General features: G+C 46.9%; 16 protein-coding genes. 4 read left to right on the plus strand and 12 right to left on the minus strand.

From position 1 onward, the window contains the following. Positions 1 to 426: 426 nt before the first annotated feature. Both QUA45_RS12480 and QUA45_RS12485 read right to left on the minus strand, forming a co-directional pair. Positions 427 to 1,215, minus strand: coding sequence for an SDR family oxidoreductase (locus QUA45_RS12480; protein WP_333095683.1), 789 nt, complete (start codon positions 1,213 to 1,215; stop codon positions 427 to 429). Positions 1,216 to 1,395: 180 nt separating this feature from the next. Then, a complete protein-coding gene (locus QUA45_RS12485; RefSeq protein ID WP_333095684.1) occupies positions 1,396 to 2,301 on the minus strand; it encodes a nuclear transport factor 2 family protein in 906 nt (301 codons plus the stop codon). Between the two features lie 221 nt (positions 2,302 to 2,522). Here QUA45_RS12485 and murG point away from each other — a divergent pair, with 221 nt between their 5' ends. Further along, positions 2,523 to 3,587, plus strand: a complete 1,065-nt coding sequence (gene murG, locus QUA45_RS12490) for an undecaprenyldiphospho-muramoylpentapeptide beta-N-acetylglucosaminyltransferase (protein ID WP_333095686.1) — start codon at positions 2,523 to 2,525, stop codon at positions 3,585 to 3,587. Positions 3,588 to 3,647: 60 nt separating this feature from the next. Here the strand turns inward: murG and ureG are convergent, their stop codons facing one another. The 5 genes from ureG to QUA45_RS12515 all read right to left on the minus strand — a co-directional run bounded on the left by ureG (position 3,648) and on the right by QUA45_RS12515 (position 7,025). Beyond that, entirely contained in the window at positions 3,648 to 4,247 is a 600-nt protein-coding gene (ureG, locus tag QUA45_RS12495; RefSeq protein ID WP_333095687.1) for an urease accessory protein UreG, read from the minus strand. A 37-nt stretch (positions 4,248 to 4,284) separates the two neighbouring features. Next, positions 4,285 to 4,998: an urease accessory protein UreF gene (locus QUA45_RS12500; RefSeq protein ID WP_333220926.1), complete on the minus strand. Its 714-nt coding sequence runs from the start codon at positions 4,996 to 4,998 to the stop codon at positions 4,285 to 4,287. A gap of 95 nt (positions 4,999 to 5,093) precedes the next feature. After that, positions 5,094 to 5,531, minus strand: a complete 438-nt coding sequence (ureE, locus tag QUA45_RS12505) for an urease accessory protein UreE (protein WP_333075619.1) — start codon at positions 5,529 to 5,531, stop codon at positions 5,094 to 5,096. A gap of 444 nt (positions 5,532 to 5,975) precedes the next feature. Then, positions 5,976 to 6,467: a DUF4168 domain-containing protein gene (locus tag QUA45_RS12510; RefSeq protein WP_333095689.1), complete on the minus strand. Its 492-nt coding sequence runs from the start codon at positions 6,465 to 6,467 to the stop codon at positions 5,976 to 5,978. Positions 6,468 to 6,749: 282 nt separating this feature from the next. Continuing rightward, the gene (locus QUA45_RS12515; RefSeq protein ID WP_333095690.1) at positions 6,750 to 7,025 is read right to left on the minus strand and encodes a hypothetical protein; all 276 of its coding nucleotides are present in this window, start codon (positions 7,023 to 7,025) and stop codon (positions 6,750 to 6,752) included. Positions 7,026 to 7,356: 331 nt separating this feature from the next. Between QUA45_RS12515 and QUA45_RS12520 the strand changes: the two genes are divergently transcribed. Both QUA45_RS12520 and QUA45_RS12525 read left to right on the plus strand, forming a co-directional pair. Next, a complete protein-coding gene (locus QUA45_RS12520) occupies positions 7,357 to 7,782 on the plus strand; it encodes a DoxX family protein (RefSeq protein ID WP_333095691.1) in 426 nt (141 codons plus the stop codon). After that, positions 7,779 to 8,294: a DUF4385 domain-containing protein gene (locus tag QUA45_RS12525; protein WP_333095692.1), complete on the plus strand. Its 516-nt coding sequence runs from the start codon at positions 7,779 to 7,781 to the stop codon at positions 8,292 to 8,294. Before QUA45_RS12520 ends, QUA45_RS12525 begins: the two co-directional genes overlap by 4 nt. Positions 8,295 to 8,395: 101 nt before the next feature. Here QUA45_RS12525 and QUA45_RS12530 read toward each other — a convergent pair whose 3' ends face one another. The 5 genes from QUA45_RS12530 to QUA45_RS12550 form a co-directional block, all read right to left on the minus strand. Next, positions 8,396 to 8,863: a RecX family transcriptional regulator gene (locus QUA45_RS12530; RefSeq protein ID WP_333095694.1), complete on the minus strand. Its 468-nt coding sequence runs from the start codon at positions 8,861 to 8,863 to the stop codon at positions 8,396 to 8,398. A 90-nt stretch (positions 8,864 to 8,953) separates the two neighbouring features. Further along, positions 8,954 to 9,364 (minus strand): AbrB family transcriptional regulator, encoded by a 411-nt coding sequence (locus QUA45_RS12535; protein ID WP_172184952.1) that lies wholly within the window; start codon positions 9,362 to 9,364, stop codon positions 8,954 to 8,956. Between the two features lie 1,447 nt (positions 9,365 to 10,811). Further along, a complete protein-coding gene (locus QUA45_RS12540; RefSeq protein ID WP_333095696.1) occupies positions 10,812 to 10,964 on the minus strand; it encodes a hypothetical protein in 153 nt (50 codons plus the stop codon). A gap of 18 nt (positions 10,965 to 10,982) precedes the next feature. Next, on the minus strand, positions 10,983 to 12,683 hold the full coding sequence (locus tag QUA45_RS12545; protein ID WP_333095698.1) for a CHAT domain-containing protein: 1,701 nt from the start codon (positions 12,681 to 12,683) through the stop codon (positions 10,983 to 10,985). A 4-nt stretch (positions 12,684 to 12,687) separates the two neighbouring features. Next, entirely contained in the window at positions 12,688 to 12,942 is a 255-nt protein-coding gene (locus QUA45_RS12550; RefSeq protein ID WP_333095699.1) for a hypothetical protein, read from the minus strand. A gap of 1,417 nt (positions 12,943 to 14,359) precedes the next feature. On the opposite strand from QUA45_RS12550, the gene QUA45_RS12555 reads away from it, so the two are divergent. Continuing rightward, the coding region (locus tag QUA45_RS12555) for a cadherin-like domain-containing protein (RefSeq protein WP_333220927.1) at positions 14,360 to 17,469 on the plus strand (3,110 nt) is incomplete at its 3' end.

Raw genomic sequence — 17,469 nt, forward strand, 5'->3', positions numbered from 1 at the left:
AGCGCCATCCGGACAACCTCAAACTTTTTCAGCATCACCGTCTATACCGCAAAAAAAAACCCCAAACCAAAATTGGTGGGGAGTTAATTAATCAGGGTGCATCTACCAATTAAGCTTCCTGAGAATTCGAGCGCCATCCGGACAACCTCAAACTTTTTCAGCATCACCGTCTATACCGCAAAAAAAAACCCCAAACCAAAATTGGTCGGGAGTTATTTAATCAGGGTGCATCTACTAATTTAGTCTCCCGTCTCACAGCACCTCTTTCAGGACACTTTGGCAGAATGTGGGATAATTTTTTGCTCAGCGTGCGATCGGGCAAAAAAAACCCGGCCAAAATTGGTCGGGAGTTAATTAATCAGGGTGCATCTACCAATTAAGTTTCCTGAGAATTCGATCGCAATCCGGACACTTACCACTAAAAACTCAAAACTCTTTTCGGTGAACCAGAGTTGCACTAGCTTGGTCTGTCGGAACTAGCAAGACTTCGCTAATGTTGACGTGGGGCGATCGCGTCGCGCAAAAATACACCACATCCGCTACATCGTCAGCAGTCAGCGGTGTTAATCCTTGATAGACATTTTTGGCTTTTTCTGCATCGCCGTGAAACCGGACATTGCTAAATTCTGTTTCCACCAAACCAGGCTCTATTTCCGTCACGCGCACGGGTGTTCCCAAAAGGTCTTGTTTCAACCCTTCGGAAATAGCTCTCACTGCTGCTTTGGAAGCACAATAAACATTACCTTTGGGATAAGCTTGCCGACCTGCTATTGAGCCTATATTCACTACGTGGCCGAGGCCTCTGCTTACCATTCCCGGCACGATCGCGCGAGTCATGTAAAGCAAGCCTTTAACATTGGTATCAATCATTTCTTCCCAATCTTGGAAGTTGCCTTCGTGCAGTTTGTCTAAACCACGGCTCAATCCCGCATTGTTAATCAGAATATCGATGCTTTTCCAGGCATCGGGAAGCTCAGTTATCGCAGATTCCACTTGCAGGCGATCGCGCACGTCCAATTCGAGCAAATAAATCTCGTTCGCCGATGCGATGGATTTTGTTTCTACAAGTTCGTTTGCCAGTCGATCGAGCTTTTCAAGGCGGCGGGCTGCTAAAATTAGTTTTGCTCCTCCTTTGGCGAATATCTTGGCACAGGCTGCTCCGATACCGCTACTCGCACCTGTAATGAAAACAATTTGGTTTTGGATAGCAATCATTTTTAATAATCAGAAGGAAGAGGGAAGAGGAAAAATTTTTTAGTTGGTATAAGATTAAGTCTGGTCAATTAACCATCATTATTGTAGAGGCAGGTTTAACTTGTTCTCTCATTGGTGTTAGAGATTTTACTTAAACCGCCACTACAGAAATTACCCAAATAACCCATAACACCTATTTTATTATTTGACAACTCGCAATCGAACACTAACTGTTGCAATTCCGCCTTGTCGCATCAAAACTGCTGAAACCCACCGATTTTCGGGAGTGGCCGGAGCTTTACCTACTTTAAAAATTCCCCCGGAATTTAGCAACTCCAGCTCGACTTCTGAGGGATTAAAAAAGGTTTTGTCGCTAATGGGTTCCTCCAAAACAGTCCCTATTAAAATATCATCGCCGATCGGCTCTCGCACAATGGCATCAAAATGGTACTCTTCGCCCACCTTAACTTGATCCGGAAAATTCACTTGAATGGTAGGAGGATTTTGCCCCGAACTAAGCTGAGTTTGTTCTGCTAAAATCTCTTGACTAACTATTTTTTCACCTTCAAAGCGCTGCTGGGAACGGATGGTAGATTTGAGAATTAATTCTCTGCCATCCTTTTTTTGAGTGCCGGCAATTGTAGTTATGGTTTCTGCGAGAATAGCGCTACCTTCGGTTTTCCAAGATTTGATCTCGGTGCGGTAATTTAAACTCGGATATCGATTCCAGAGTTGGGTGAGGGCTTTTTCCATGCTTTGGCGGTTTAAGCCGTCAGAATGAGTGAAATTCGGGCTGTAAAATGCCATGACTGCTTTGACATCGCGCCGGTTGGCCGCTGCGTCAATTTCTGTTAGCACTTTTGTGAGTGGGGCAGGCGCATTTGCAGGGGTTTGGGCGATCGTTCGGGGAGTCGCCGCGATCGCACCGATCGCTCTTGCCGCACTAGGATGCAGCACGCCAGCACTTACCACTGTTAAACATAAAAACATTGGAGCGATCGACTGCCTGCAGTTAAAGCCAAAAACGATCGCGCGATCGGTTTTTTTGTCCCGACGGCTGGAAAAATACTGAGATGCACTTGGCACTAAATTCAAAAAATTACGCATTAGATGATAATTTGGTTATTTGTCAGGGGTCGTAGCTTGAGCAAATGTTCGCCTGCAACGAAAACTGACAACGGAAGGAGGGACACGGCACAATCTAATTTTAGATGGCTGATTCAAAATTGGCTGAAACTGCCGGAATAATAAGCATAATAATCTAAAACCCCAAATATAAAATTGATCGACCTGTGGAACTTGTACTTGTAAAAAAAGAAACAAATACCTTGACAAAAGCCCCCCTCCGGTTGTTGGTTGCAGCTAGCGGCACTGGCGGACATTTATTTCCCGCGATCGCCACCGCTGGGCAGTTGAGCGACTGTCAGATCGAATGGCTAGGAGTCCCAGACCGCATGGAAACCCAGTTAGTTTCATCCCTTTACCCCCTCCACACGATCGCCGTCGAAGGCTTTCAGCAGGGATTTGGGCTCGGTACACTGCGAATTTTGGGCGGACTCGCCGGCTCGATCCTTCAGGTGCGGAAGTTGCTCAAAGCGGGAAATTTTCAGGGAGTCTTTACTACCGGAGGTTACATCGCAGCACCGGCAATTCTAGCGGCCCGTTCTTTGGGTTTGCCGGTAATTCTCCACGAATCTAATGCAATTCCCGGGAAGGTGACGCGCTGGTTTAGTCCTTTGTGCACTGCTGTGGCGATCGGATTTGAAGCAGCAGCCCAGCATTTACCCCGCGCGAAAACCGTGGTTGCTGGTACACCGGTGCGATCGCAATTCCTGACTCGCCAACCTCTAAATTTGCCAATTCCTGACAGCGTACCTGTAATTTTAGTCATGGGCGGCTCTCAAGGTGCTGTCGCAGTAAATAAATTAGTGCGGGAGTGTGCTCCGGCTTGGTTTGATGCCGGTGCTTGGGTGGTTCACCTCACCGGAAATAATGACCCGGATGCTGAAAGTTTGAAACACGAGCAATATTTGTCAATGCCATTTTACGACAATGTAGCGAGTTTGTTGCAGCGAGCGAATTTAGCAATTAGTCGATCGGGGGCGAGTGCTCTGACAGAATTAGCAGTGACGGGCGTACCTTCTATTTTAATTCCTTTTCCTCACGCGGCTGACGACCACCAAAGATTTAATGCGGAAGTATTTGCTAAAGCCGGCGCCGCCGTGGTATTCCGTCAAAGCGAACTGACAGCAGATGTCTTGCAAAGCAAAGTGTTGTATTTGTTAAGAGATTCCGAATATTTGGCAAAAATGTCTCAAGCAGCTTCTGAATTAGCAGTGAGAGACAGTACAGAACGTTTGGCTAATTTGGTCAAAGAATTGGTGGTGAGGTGATATTTTTTAGGAGTTTTAACCGCAGATGAAGGCAGATGAACGCAGATGAAGGCTGATGTTTTACACGACGATATGCGAATGGATGAAATTAACTACTGATTCTAATCCTTCTTTGGTCTTCAGGTTAGTAAAAACAAAAGGTTTATCGCCTCGCATTTTTTTAGCGTCCCGTTCCATCACGCCCAAATCTGCTCCTACATAAGGGGCGAGGTCTGTTTTATTAATTACCAACATATCAGATTTAGTAATTCCTGGCCCGCCTTTGCGCGGAATTTTATCGCCTGCAGCGACATCGATTACGTAAATTGTTAAATCTACTAACTCCGGGCTAAAAGTGGCAGCTAAGTTATCGCCGCCGCTTTCGACAAATACTAAATCTAAATCAGTGAATTTTTGTTCTAACTCTTCTATCGCTACTAAGTTAATAGAAGCATCTTCGCGGATGGCTGTGTGGGGACAGCCTCCCGTTTCTACGCCCAAAATTCGATCGCTCTCCAAAGCTTGACTCCGAACCAAAAACTGGGCATCTTCCTGAGTATATATATCATTAGTAACAACCGCAATCTGGTATTGCTGTCGCAGCGCTTTGCACAAAGCATCCAGTAAAGCTGTTTTCCCGGAACCAACTGGCCCAGCAATTCCTACACGAAAAGCACCCATAGCGATTTTAGATTTTAGATTTTAGATTTTCTGATTTTTAACTGCGAAACAACCGAGTGTACTGAGTTTCGTGCGCCATGCTAGCCAGTCCTAATCCCCAACTGCAACTGCCAAGGTCATCATCTTCTAATTTTAAAACTTCTTGCGCCGTACAGCTAATTTGAGACTGCAAATCTAACAGTAACTGTTGACCGGCTGTTTGACCGAGGGGAATCAGTTTCACGCCCGCACTCGCCAAATTTGCAGCCCAACTGTACAAATATCCTAACACGGCGGCTTCTTCTTCTATCTGCCAGTTGGCGGCGGCAATGCCAAAGCCGATCGCAAAATTGCACTGATTGCTGCCAGATTCCACGAATTCTTTTACAATTGTTGTTAACCCAGAAGCAACTGGCGATTCCCTGCGGGATAGCTTCGCTTCACGCAAATCCAGCAGCAACCTGACCAAAGTCCGTCCCATTTGCCAACTTTGCAAGCGCAACTCTTCTGTTTCTTTAGTAGCAGTCGCCCAAGCATTCCAGTAATTCAAAGCCGTCAAATCGCGTATCTTTGCCGCCCTCAAAGCCCTTACCGCCACAGCGGCTTCTACTCGAATAGCCCCGAATTGGAGCGAATTTTCTAACCAATTTCTCAAAGTAATCTCGCTGTCGATCGCACCGGTTTCTACCAGACTTTCGATTCCCTCAGAATAACTATAAGCTCCCACAGGTGCAAAAGCTAGCTGTAACAAACATAAAAGTTGATTGTTCACTGTTGACTGTTGACTTCTTCCTTCTTGAATTACCCAAACTAATTTGGTTATAAGCCCTCGGATTGCAGGGTGGGAGTAAATCTAAAATCTAAAATCTAATGGCTGTGCCCGTAAGCGCCAATTTCTGGCTGAAACGGCACAATTTCCTCTGTTACTTCCAAACCCATTTTTTCCAGCATTCCCTGCAATACAGAGTCGGGAGAAAGCCTTAAATAATTATCGGCAATTTCTAAAGCTACGTGACGGTTTCCTAAATGATAAGCCGCCCGCATCAGTAGCAGCGGACTTGATGCGCGGGCTGTCAGCACCAGTTCGGGTTTTGCACTTACCAGTACCAAACAGCTACCGTCTTCCGACTGCAATAAATCTCGATCGCGCAGTACCGTACCTCTGGGCAAACTCAGGTGCAGCCTTTCACCCGTTTCCGTCTCGAATCGGTGGCGGCTGCGAGTGCGATCGTCCGATGTCATTTGTAAAGTAAAGCTGACAATAGCATCGGGATTTGCAGGCAAATGTTTTGTGAATGTTAGCATTTTTATATTCTATTCCTCAGAGCAATTCACTTGACCTCTAGTTTTTGAAGAATTTTTGAGGAATATGTTTTTTATAGCCGAAGGAATAAGGAAGACTGAAGTTCCAATTTTCAGCTCATGTTTGAGAAATTAAAAAAGTCTTAATCGTGTTGACGATCGGAATATCTCATTCCAATTTACAGCAAGTTGAAAAATATTCATCTCTCTGGCCGCTCCCGTTCTGGCTGTATTACCAAATTTATGTTATTTTGTCAAGCACTTAATCACAGACGATCGCTTTTTTTTCAAAAAATTTTGCCTACCGTCTAGGAACTCGAACAATTTAAATCTCCAATATTATATTGTTGGGGGGAGGTAGCGGTTAGGTATCATGCCTGCCCTGAACAAGCTTTTATGGAGAAGTCTAATAGAACGGGAGAGGAAGAAAGACTCAAACCCTCAAGCTTATTGATTGCCAGCTTGTTGCAGTCGCAGGAGCTCGGCTTGAATTCGCTGTTTGACTGCCGGATTCGCTTGCTGGAGCAAAGTGAGCTGGTTGAAGCGACTAACTGTCAAACCATTGGTTTCGATAACTTTTTTAGCTTGTTGGCAGTAATTCACCGCGATGCCGCGAACACTTCCAGATAACCTATTAATTTCCTGCTTTTCGTTGCACACTACTCTGGGAACCGATCCCCCAGCCATTCCTTTAATTTCGTTAAAAGCTTCCACCCGTCTGGGTTCTATTGCCAACACAGCGCGAGCGTAGCTAGTAATTTCCTCGCTGCTAATCTCTTGAGCTTGGGCTGCAGCTCCGAAAACGAGGTTTGGGGATTGTGCGTACAAACCGGGCGCCCATCCGCTAGCTAAAGCTGCTGCAGAAAAGATGCCAAGCAACAGCGATTGTCGCAGCATCCGGTTGATGCCAAATTTAGAGGTGTTTATTGAGGTGTTCATGGTCGTCGGTGATTGATTGCGTGTAAATAAAAATGACACAGCGCTGGGAGGCTCAATCTTTTTGAATAATCTGGTTGCTAAAAAGTTCCTGCCATTGGTGACTATTTTGAATTCCACCAGGATGGTTGGGGAGTTGCTACGAGGATCGACTTTTTAGCAAATTCAATAATTTCATTCATTATAACATCTGTCGGAAGTTGACAAAATTCAAACTTTAGATAGTAAGTTTAATTACATAGCGTTCCTCAATAGCCTCTTCCAAGAATTCTCAAAGCGCAAATATTAAATAATTATAAAAGTTATTGACAAATTACTCGCCTTAATTAGTCTCATCAAGGTACGCGCTAGCAAAGGTATCTTCCCACAGGGGTTCCCCTTCCCAGTAGGGGTTCCCGTAGGGTAGGGAAGCGCCTGGAAGGCTAGGTCAAATTTAGCAGCAATCGCACTCATCAATTTGGGCGAAGATTTATTTAATCTTAAGCGGTGGTGGATTTGTCGATCGAGAAAATCTCCGGCTGGTTTGGCTGCTGACGGAGCCAGAGGCGGAACAAAAATCATGTTTTACTACCCGAAGATAGAGACTGCAGCAGGGAACTAGACATTAAAATCTTGTTATCAAAATGCGCGCTATCTGTTTTTGGCAGTCAACGGGCATACCTTCGATTCCACTTCTGGCTTCCTCCAGTTTGGGGCTGTGAAAATTTGTCTGAGACTTATCCAGAAACCTGGTTTTTCTACCCAATAAAATCGTTACAGCCACCAGCAAGAGTAGACAAACACGCAAAGCTGGAATTTTTGGCTCTCAGTTTTATGGCCCTCTCGATCGCAGATAGCGAATTTTGGCAAGCATTATCGCAGCAATTTAACAATTATTAATTACCGATTACCCATGAAAAGTCAAAAAGAAATTTGGCGAGTTATTCTCGCAGTAGCTATCAGTATTGTAGGCGTGCTGCACTTTGCAGTACCCGCACCTTTTATACGAATCGTGCCACCCCAGCTTCCTTACCCAGAAGCCTTAGTTTATATCAGCGGTTTTTTCGAGATTTTGGGCGGCATTGGGCTGTTAGTTCCTCCTGTCAGCAGGGCAGCGGCATGGGGATTAATTGCCTTGTTTATTGCCGTGTTTCCAGCTAATATCAATCAAGCCGTCAACAACATTCCCATAGAAGGGATTCCCCACAACCAATTACTGTATTGGTTCAGGCTGCCTTTTCAAGCTGTCCTCATTGCTTGGGCCTGGGTTTATACCAAACCAGACGAAGGTCAACCCCGGGCTTCTATAGTTCCAGATAGAACAGAAAATGCCCGATGAAGCAGTTCGACTACTCTTTGGATTTTAAGAACATCGACTTTCGACAGCACCCGGAACTTTATCGCGTAGGGAAAGGAGAACAGGGAGTGCTGTTGGTGGAACCCTACAAAGGAGAAATTCTGCCTTTCTGGAGATTTAAGACTCCTGAAATTGCCAGGGAATCCAGCAGCAAAATTTACTCCTTGTTTTTAGAGTATCTCGATCGCGAGGATTTTGTGGGAGCAGACATGGCCCGCAAGTTCTTACAGATGGGGTATACTCGATCGCGTCGCTACGCCAACCACAAAAGCGGTCGAAAATACCAGCAAAACCCTCAGAAGCTGAAGTCTGCTGCAGAGCAAACCGCCGCTCGAAAAGATATTTTGCCCCTACAAGCAGATCCGGTGAAAGCAGAATCCGCCGCCATTTTTCAAGAAAAATGGATGCTGGCTAAAATCAACGAGAAATATCTCGAGCTTTTAGTCAGACACCGGCAGATGTACGAATCTTATTTAGTCAACGCTGAGGATTGACATACATTTACAAAAACTCAGAACTTACACTTTAGCCCCATCGGCAGCAGTGTAGTTGTGCTTGCCTATCTGGGTCCCACCTCTTGGCGTGGCCCTACTATTTACTCGTCATCTTCTTCTGTTTGCCACTGTCGCCAAATTTCAAAGGCATTAAAGCCCCTGTATTGCAGGTAATTCAAGACTTTGCCCTTGGTTTTCGGATCTGCTTTACCCCAAGTATCGATCTTGTATTTCCGCATTACTTTGGCTTTTAATTCGGCCCGTTTTTCTGCTTCGGAGTCGTGATTTTCGGCAATTTCTTCTTCCCAGACTTGCTCGAACAAATCGTTGGTAATTCCTTTTTGCAGGCACTTGCGCTTGATGGCAGACTTCCCGTATTTGCCTGCTGCAGAGGCGATCGAGTTTGCCACCAAGCGAGTGTCGGACTGATAGCCGCGGTCTTGAATTTGCGCGATCGCCTCCAATATTTCCTCATTGCCAAAACCTTTCTCTTGCCCCTTTTTGCGAAGTTCAGAGGCACTGTAGTCTTTGCGGGACAAGAGAAAATAGAAATAGTCAAGACAGCTCATCAGTTCAATCGAAGGGTGGCGCGCAAATACTCGTGTAGCGAATGCCAAATCCAGTCGCCTTGCTATCGGCTGACTGCATCACGATCGCCTCTATTCTTCTGTATCCTCCTCTTCATCATCCACATCCACATCCGGTCTGTCCACATCGATCTGAATCAAGCGAATATGCTTATATCCGAGCTTAATTTCAAACTCGTCTCCCGGCTTTAATCCCATTTCTTGGGTATAATTTGCCCCGATCACGATCGAACCATTCTTGTGAACGCTAGCTCGATAACTCGCTTCTCGCCCGCGTCCGTCTGCTTTCGACTTCTCTAGCTCAATGCCCTTAGCAGCTAACACTGCATCGTAAAACTCAGCCAGATTAATCCGGGTTTCTCCACTTTTGCTGACAGTGAAGTAGCCGCAAAGCTTTGCAAGTTCTCTGCGTGGCAAATCACTGCCTTTGATTTTTTGAAGCAGACCTTTTCCTGTTAAGGGTGCTGTAGCTGTTTCTGCCATTGACCGTACCTCGCTTATTGGACTTTACTTATATCAATTACAACACATTAGATTAACTTTGTTTCACTGTCAATACTAAGAATTCTCAATATTTAAGATTCTGGATAAATTTCTGCAGCCTCAAGACCGGGGGTGCAAGTAAGGATGCTCGAAGGGCGATCAATTTGCTGCTTGCGGCCCAAATCCTTGCGTAAGCCTCAGAGCGATCGCGCGGGGAATTATTGTCGCAAATTAAATGCTTTACTTTTTTACAGTAAAGTCTGTTCCCTGCATTCACCAATCCCCGATCGAGTCTGTGGTCAAGGTAAAAACAAGACAGCCATGAATCGAAATACCTAGAGCGCGGCCGCTGCAAATCTGGCGAAAGCATTTACCTGCCGGGGTTAACTTTTACCTCAACAAGGGGAGGCAGCACTTGTTCTCGATGCCGCTGCCAGCTACTTGCAAAACCAGTTTACAAAAAGAATCCAACTGTAGGAAAGCTCCAAACCCTTATGGAATAAGTCATTCCCAATTCTTCAATCTAAAATCTAAAATCTAAAATCTAAAATGGTATAAACCCTACTTTTTGGGCTGGAAATCCCCTCAAAACCCCAAATACCAACGAGCAATCTTCTATTAAGGTGTTGGGCATATAACTTCCACAGAAAGCAGTCTAGGGAAGGCAATCCGGTAAAAATTGAAGGAAATTTCACATCTTCGTTGAACGGGTTTAACCTAAAATCAGACTCAATGGGCACGGCAGAAACATCGGTCAGCCACTAAGAGGGGAATAGTTTTGATCGGGCGAGATTGCTTCGCGACTCTTAACACTTCGCCACGAATCAGTAGATATGTAGGGGGAAGTCGGGAAAATCTTCCTCCTCCGGCCCCAAGCCAGAGAATTTGAGGTTATTTCCACAGGGGAATTGAAAAAGAGCGAGTTAAATGGACAACTGCTTAAATGTTTGATGCACTACAAATTAGCAGCGGTTCCCGACATGGACTTTCGATGGAAATGTATTGGTTTCCACTCGTGGGCTGTAAACTGCCAGAATCTCAAAATTTATCCACCAACTGGAGGGGCGCGTCAAACTCACAGCCGCTTCCATAATTAATTATTGTGAAATATACCAACCGCACTGACGGTGAGGACGTTCTTAATTGTTGCAACTATGGCTTTTATTGTCTTGTGCCGAATGACGAATGCTCCTGCTGCCGAATCAGCCCGCCCAAAAACGCATACAAGCCGCCGACTCCTGTCGTAGAGACATCTAAATTTTAGACTCTTGTTCAAGCTTGCAGATTCATCTGTGGAGTAAATCTAAAATCTCAACTGTTTCGACTCCGGACTCAAGCCGAAGTCGAAAATCTACAATCGACTGACGAATTATATCAAACAGTCCCGGAGTTCCTCTCTCGACGAGAAACCCGGTTTGTTCCTAGATGCGCTTGGTTGCGCTGCTGCTTATTTTCGGTAAAAACCGACTTGATGAAGGTAAGTCCGAGATTCGATCGAGCAACATACTTTCGATCGCTTTTCCACCGACAGCCGATCGCGAATGGTCAGCAAAAACCTCACCCAGTTTGGAGCTAGGCCAAAAGGGTCTAAATTCGGCATTGCAGTGGGCGATCGCTTTTAGTGGCGTTGTTGCAAATAATTTTGCGACAGGGGAGTCCGTACCGCCGGCAGTAACTCTTCAGGTTTCGTGCCTCGCTGGTGCGAGTACCGCCATCCAAAAAAGCCAGCACTCAAAGCAACGGGCAACAAGCAAAGCATTAGGCCCACAGATTTTTTCAACCCCGGTTTTTTTAACGGTTTTTGAGTCGGTGCAGCGGCGCGAGTTGCTTGGATCGCCGAACACTCAGAATTAGGAATAGAGCACTCCGAAGCCGTCGGTGAGTTCGGTGAATTAGTAGCATCGGCTCGATCGTTCTGGTGAACCCAATCCCTGCGATCTTTTAATTGGTCAGGAAAATATTCCCAGACTTCGCCGTCTGAACTCTCTGACTCATGCGATCGATTGGCTGGCATTGGCGGGTATTGGGCGATCGCCGAGAGTGAAGGTGGCGCATTCCATTCTGTACCCGCCAGAGCCGGCTGCGTTCCCGACGCGATTATTTGCATCCGAGACCCGGATGTCGCGCTGTGGGTTGGGCCACCGATCAAATAGCCGTCAAAGTCCGGGTGCTGGTAGAGAATGGGCAAAGCCCAGTATAGCTGGTGAGAACCGTAGGCCGAAATTAGCCCTGCTCTGGCCCGGCTCAGGCTCAGATCGACTGGATAGCCTTGATTGAGGTTGCGGTAAAACAACCGCGTCAGAGTTAGCGCTACATCGTCGGGGATGCTTTCTGCCATTGCTAGCACCGCCGGAATGCCCCGCTTCACTAGAGCTTCGGTTAAGTTCCGTTCCGGGCTGTCGTCCGCGAGGTCTGAGGGGTCGCCGTAGGCGCCTCGGCAGGAGTTGAACACGGCCATCTGAATACCGTTGTTAACGAGCAATCCAGCTAAGTCGTCGCCACTCAAGGTTTCGGTTAAGCCGGTCCGGCTGCTGACTAGGTAGAGTTCCCCACCTCTGGAACCTAAGTTGCTGTGGCCTGCGTAGTGCAGGACTTGGTAGTGTCCTTGTTCTAGGGCTTGGGTAAGTTGTTCTCGATCGGGCTGTTCGAGAATAGTCAGTTGAATTTCCGGAGAATGCGGGCTGTTTTTGAGAGGATTAGCGCTGCGGTTTTGGAGTTCTTGTTGCAGGTGGAGCACTTCTCGCTTGAGCTGCAAGCTGTCTCGATCGCTCGGAGAGGCGATCGCCATTAAAATTTTTAGTGGCCCGCTACTAGGCACTATCCGGGTTTGTTTGAACAAACTTGTACCTGGTTGGTAGCGAGAAAACACGACATCGGTGCCGGTTGCCAAAGGGCGATCGCCGGCGTGCAGAACTTCCCACGGCAGTCGTGGCAAGCGCCGGCCTTTGAGTCCGAGTCGCAGTTGCAGCACTTCTCGGCGGTGCTGGGCGATGCCTTGAGCGCAAGTCCAGCTATCGCGCAAGTTTCCTTGAAACAGCCCGCTGTATAATTGTTGCCCCAGGGCTACTAAATTCGGCGCTGAGTTGTTTCCCGAACGGGAGAGGCCGCGACCAGCAAAATTGGTTCCCTGTACTGCTTTTCCCTGGAGCAAGCCCACCAGCGGGTCGTTCATCAGTTGAGCAGATAGTGCAAGCCATTCGTCGATCGGCCAGCGGACTTGTTGTTCGGCTAAGGGTACACCGGGTGCAACCCTTTCTGTCCTGACTAGATATTCGTCGTCCCCAACAGGGGTGACTGAGAGTTGAAATTCCTGGCTCACCGATTTAGCGCCCTCCCGCCTTAATTCTGAATTTGCCTGCGTTTTTGCGGCTAGCAATAGCGATCGGCAAAATAATTTTTACTCTTCCAATCAAAGTTTCTGAATGCGCTTCCCCCGATCGGGCGATCGCTGGGGTGATATATATTTGTTCAAACACTTTGAGGATATAAAAGTTGTACTTTAATAACAGTTTATTAGTTTTGATTGCCCTGTGGCTCGGTGAAAGCCGAATTTTCTCCAATCTTGCTATCTTTAACATTTTGCACCTCTACCGCAGACCCCTTTAGATTCGCCGTGAACTTGAGTTTCTCATTGCTGAGTAAAGTAAAATTGGAGGCACTTTACCAGGCGGATCTCTAGTTCTTATTAAAATTACTTCGGGTCTCGCCAACCGGTTTCAGGGCAATATCGCAGGGAAAGTTGAGTATTTTATTTTTTTTGGCGATCGGTCGATCTCTCTTTACCGCTTATCCTCTACCACCAGCCCCCCATGTGTAATCTTGATTTTGTGTCAATTAATTAATTGGTCAGCCCTGGGTTCTCATCCGTAAGCCCTCCGCCCTCATCCTTAAGACCTCAGTGGCGATCGGTAATCGATAGTGGACCATCGATAATTGCTAATAACTGATTGCTAATTTACCGCTTTTATGATATAGAAAAGTTTTAATTTAACTCTCTTAATTTAGTTAAAGTTAAGCAGCAAAAATAAACGTAAGCAGCCAAGAACTCTCAACAATACAACGGCAATTAAATTATTCCGGTACTCTCAAGCAAGCATCATTTTTGGCACCTACAGGATTAAGCCTCATCAGGCCGGTTCCTCGGAGAATTATTCGATATGGTAGCGAAGCCTCTACGAAGCAACCGGGTTTGGCAGCCTCGCCGTGGGTCATTCCCGCTGAAAATGCCGATCGAGCTTGCAACTATCACCAAAAACGCATCATTCGCATATACTACTTTTTACTATATTTTGCAATATGTCTTTAGATAGATATATTTTAGCAGAACTCTTAGTATTGAGCCGAAAAAAAATTTTTTCTCAGTTCGCGAGATTTCCTCGAATCGAGAGAAAATTGTGCAACTAAAAATTAGAACAAATATTTGCCCTGCCTAATTATCTAAATTTCTAATTACTCATCGGGAACTAAAATTAGAAACGTGCAGTCGTTTAGTCAAGAGATTCAAATCCTAAGTCAGGGAAGGATTTGTTAAAGCTGGGAGTGTTACAAAACTTCAATACACCCAGCCGAGATCGGAAAAAAAGCAAGGGTAAAATTTGGGGGATACAAGTTTTGGGTAGTTATTTAGGAGTTGTCAGTTGCGAGTTTAAATTCAGCTAATTTACTGTAGAAATTACGTAGAAAATCTACAATCAGGGGCCCTTCGGCGCAGCTTACTGTAGAAATTACCGAGAACATCTTAAATTCTCGAAGTTTCGGCGTAGCCTTTACAGTGTAGGTTGCGGATCAATTAATTTTGGTACGCAATTGCAGAATATAAAACTCGCAAGAGAATGAAAAAAACCTTGCAGTTGAAGTGGCATCTATAATAGTAAAGAGAAGGAGACGAGCTCCTCTAACAGGCGAAAGCATGAAGTTAAAAAAAATCTTCTGCCACCTCCTGTTTGCTGATAAATAGAGTCTAAGAAGCTTACCATTTTTTGGGAAATATCAACGATGGACGACCTAATTGCTGTGGAAGAAGGACAGGAAAAACTTTTGTCAGTTCAAGATGAAACAGAAAATCCTGTCGAGGGTTTAGGCAACAACAGCCCTAAACTTTCCCAGGAGGACTTAGACAATTTAATTAACCAAGCACTTGCCGAAAACACCGACGGCGTTACCACATTTCTGAATCAGTCTAACGGTGCATCCACAACAGGTGTAGGCGATGATGACGATAACAAAGGTAGCATTTTCCAGACCTTCGGAGGTACGGAAACGGAAGACGATGGTTTAGATGATGGCAACGGCATCGATCGCCGCCGAACCGTCATCGGCAGCGATGACGATGACGAAATTGTCGCCACGGAGAATACCGAGGAGATATTCGGCAAGAAAGGCAAGGACAAAATCAAAGCAAACCGTGGCAAAAAATATAAAATCTACGGCGGTAAAGATGACGATGATTGTGAGGGCGGCGATGACGACGATGAAATAAAGGGCGATCGGGATAAAGACAACGTTAAGGGCGGCAAAGGCAACGACAAGCTTAACGGCGGTAAAGATAACGATACCGTGATGGGCGGTACCGGCAACGACACCTGCGAAGGCGATGACGGCGATGACTGGGTCCACGGCAACGAAGGAGATGATAAGGTTGACGGCGGCGCCGGCAACGATACCGTCTATGGCGGCAAAGGCAACGACGATTGCGGGGGCGGCGAAGGCAACGATGCCGTCAGGGGCGACACAGGCAAGGACAACGTTAGCGGGGGCGACGGCAACGATACCGTTAACGGTGGCAAAGATAACGATACCGTGATCGGCGGTGCCGGCAGCGACAACTGTGCAGGCGACGACGGCGACGACAGCGTTAGCGGCGGCATCGGCGACGATACCGTACTCGGCGGTGGCGGCAGCGACAACTGTGCAGGCGACGACGGCGACGACAGCGTTAGCGGCGGCGACGGCGACGATACCGTGCTCGGCGGTGGCGGCGACGATACCCTCGTGACTGGCGACGGCAATGACATGGCAGACGGTGGCGAGGGCGACGACAGCGTTAGCGGCGGCGGCAACGGCAACGATACGCTGATGGGCGGCAACGGCAACGATACGCTGATGGGCGGTACTGGCAACCATACCTGTGTCGGCGGTGCTGGAAATGACGTTTATGTCGTGAGTAACAGTACCTCTGGGGCAAGTGCAGTCATCACTGACTTCGAGGACGGCAGCGACAAGTTTCTGCTGTTTGGGGACTTGAACTTTAGCAGCTTGACCTTTATACAAGTCGGTGGCAATACCGAAATTCGGGTCAATAACTTCGCGCTGGCGCTATTGTTGAATGTCAACGCAACGCTGATCACGGCTGCCGACTTTTTGGGAGTTAATCCTCAAACTCAAACTCCAACTCCAACTCCAACTCCAACTCCAACTCCGAACCCGATTTCTAACCCTCCGCGAGTGGAAGCTAATCAGCCCTTGACTGCTGGTTCCAGCGGCGGCGAGCGAACTATTACTTCTGAGTTGTTGCGGTTTGTCGATGACGAGCAAGGTCCTAGCAACACAGTCTTCAAGCTAACCGAGCTGCCCGATGCTACAACCGGCCAACTATTCTTTAAGGGAGTCGCCGTAACACAAGTCGGTTTTACCTTCACTCAAGCAGACATTAACGCAGGCTCGTTAAGTTTCAAAGCGGCAGTAGGTTTTATCGGTGCGCTTAGTTTTGGTTTTGAAGTTAGCAACGGCAAAAGATCTCTCACCGGCCAGCGTTTTAGCTTGAACGTCGAGCGAAATGTCTTTAAGTTTGCTGGCACTACAGAAGGTCAAGTTATTGTCGGTTCTGGGACGCTCGATAACGACATCGAAGGCAGCGACGGTGACGATGACATTACAGCCGGCAAAGGCAAAGACAAAATCATCGGTGGCAAAGGCAAGGACAAAATTAAAGCAGGCGATGGCGATAACGATATCGACAGCGGCGATGACGATGACGATATCGAAGTCGGTAAAGGCAAAAACAAAATCAAAGCAGGCAAAGGCAACGACAAAGTTAAAGCCGGCGATGATGATGATGATATCGACGGCGGCGATGACAATGACGATATCGACGGTGGTAAAGGCAAAAACACACTAAAAGGAGGCTTGGGCAAGGACAAAGTTAAAGGCGGCGATGATGATGACGATATCGATGGCGGCGATGACGATGACTCGATCGACGGTGGCCTCGGCATAGACAAAATCATCGGCGGTAGTGGCAATGACACATTAATCGGAAATGAGGGCGATGACTCGATCGAAGGCGGTCTAGGAACCAATAATCTGAGTGGGGGTAATGGGAAAGATACCTTTATTTACCTCACTTCCCGCCAAGAGATTCAAACAGTTGTAGAAGCTGACTTTATTACTGACTTTAATGTCGATGACGATGTTTTACAGCTTTCTACGGCAGCTTTTGGTAATCTCAGCGTTTCTAGCTTGACCCGACTGGAGATTACTGCTACTTCTACTGTGGGGTCGATCGGCAGCGCTAACTTGCTCGATTTCAGCCTGGATACCACTGTTAACAGCATCGCGTCTTTGCAAGCGCGGTTTAGAGCTTTGGGTGGCAACCCAGACGCGCCTACTTTCTGTCAGTTTATAGATGCCGAGACCGGCCGTGCTGTACTGGTATTTGCTGTTGGGGCGCGCTTTGAAATTGTGACCAGTTTCTCAGTCAACATTCGCCTGCAAGTTAGTAACTTTGTCTTCATCGGCGAGCCACTAAATGTTCCTGTCGGTACTGCCGGCCCTGACAATTTCGATTTCGGCACTTATCCGGCTGCTGTTAAGTTCGATGGTTTAGCAGGCGATGACAAGATTGTCGGCAGCAATTTTAACGATACCATCCTCGGCGGCGACGGCAACGATACCATCACCGGCGGCCTTGGTTTGGATGTCATAAGCGGCGGCAGTGGTGCGGATCTGTTTGTTTACAGGACAACTAAAGAAGGCGGCGATAAAATTTCCGACTTTACTGTTGGGGTAGACAAATTCGAGTTTAGCGCCAGCGCTTTCGGTAATTTGACTACGACTAACTTTGACGCTGTAAGTGGTTCAAATCCTGACATTACTGGCAAAGAGTT

This window comes from Microcoleus sp. Pol12A5, assembly GCF_036701435.1.
GTDB lineage: Bacteria > Cyanobacteriota > Cyanobacteriia > Cyanobacteriales > Microcoleaceae > Microcoleus.

Coding starts and splice junctions, on each gene's coding strand:
- ureE (WP_333075619.1), bottom strand. CDS start 5,531: ATGCTAACATTCACAAAACATTTGCCTGCAAATCCCGATGCTATTGTC.
- QUA45_RS12515 (WP_333095690.1), bottom strand. CDS start 7,025: ATGATTTTTGTTCCGCCTCTGGCTCCGTCAGCAGCCAAACCAGCCGGA.
- ureG (WP_333095687.1), bottom strand. CDS start 4,247: ATGGGTGCTTTTCGTGTAGGAATTGCTGGGCCAGTTGGTTCCGGGAAA.
- QUA45_RS12520 (WP_333095691.1), top strand. CDS start 7,357: ATGAAAAGTCAAAAAGAAATTTGGCGAGTTATTCTCGCAGTAGCTATC.
- QUA45_RS12550 (WP_333095699.1), bottom strand. CDS start 12,942: ATGTTAAAGATAGCAAGATTGGAGAAAATTCGGCTTTCACCGAGCCAC.
- QUA45_RS12530 (WP_333095694.1), bottom strand. CDS start 8,863: ATGAGCTGTCTTGACTATTTCTATTTTCTCTTGTCCCGCAAAGACTAC.
- QUA45_RS12525 (WP_333095692.1), top strand. CDS start 7,779: ATGAAGCAGTTCGACTACTCTTTGGATTTTAAGAACATCGACTTTCGA.
- QUA45_RS12510 (WP_333095689.1), bottom strand. CDS start 6,467: ATGAACACCTCAATAAACACCTCTAAATTTGGCATCAACCGGATGCTG.
- QUA45_RS12540 (WP_333095696.1), bottom strand. CDS start 10,964: ATGCCGAATTTAGACCCTTTTGGCCTAGCTCCAAACTGGGTGAGGTTT.
- QUA45_RS12535 (WP_172184952.1), bottom strand. CDS start 9,364: ATGGCAGAAACAGCTACAGCACCCTTAACAGGAAAAGGTCTGCTTCAA.
- QUA45_RS12485 (WP_333095684.1), bottom strand. CDS start 2,301: ATGCGTAATTTTTTGAATTTAGTGCCAAGTGCATCTCAGTATTTTTCC.
- QUA45_RS12480 (WP_333095683.1), bottom strand. CDS start 1,215: ATGATTGCTATCCAAAACCAAATTGTTTTCATTACAGGTGCGAGTAGC.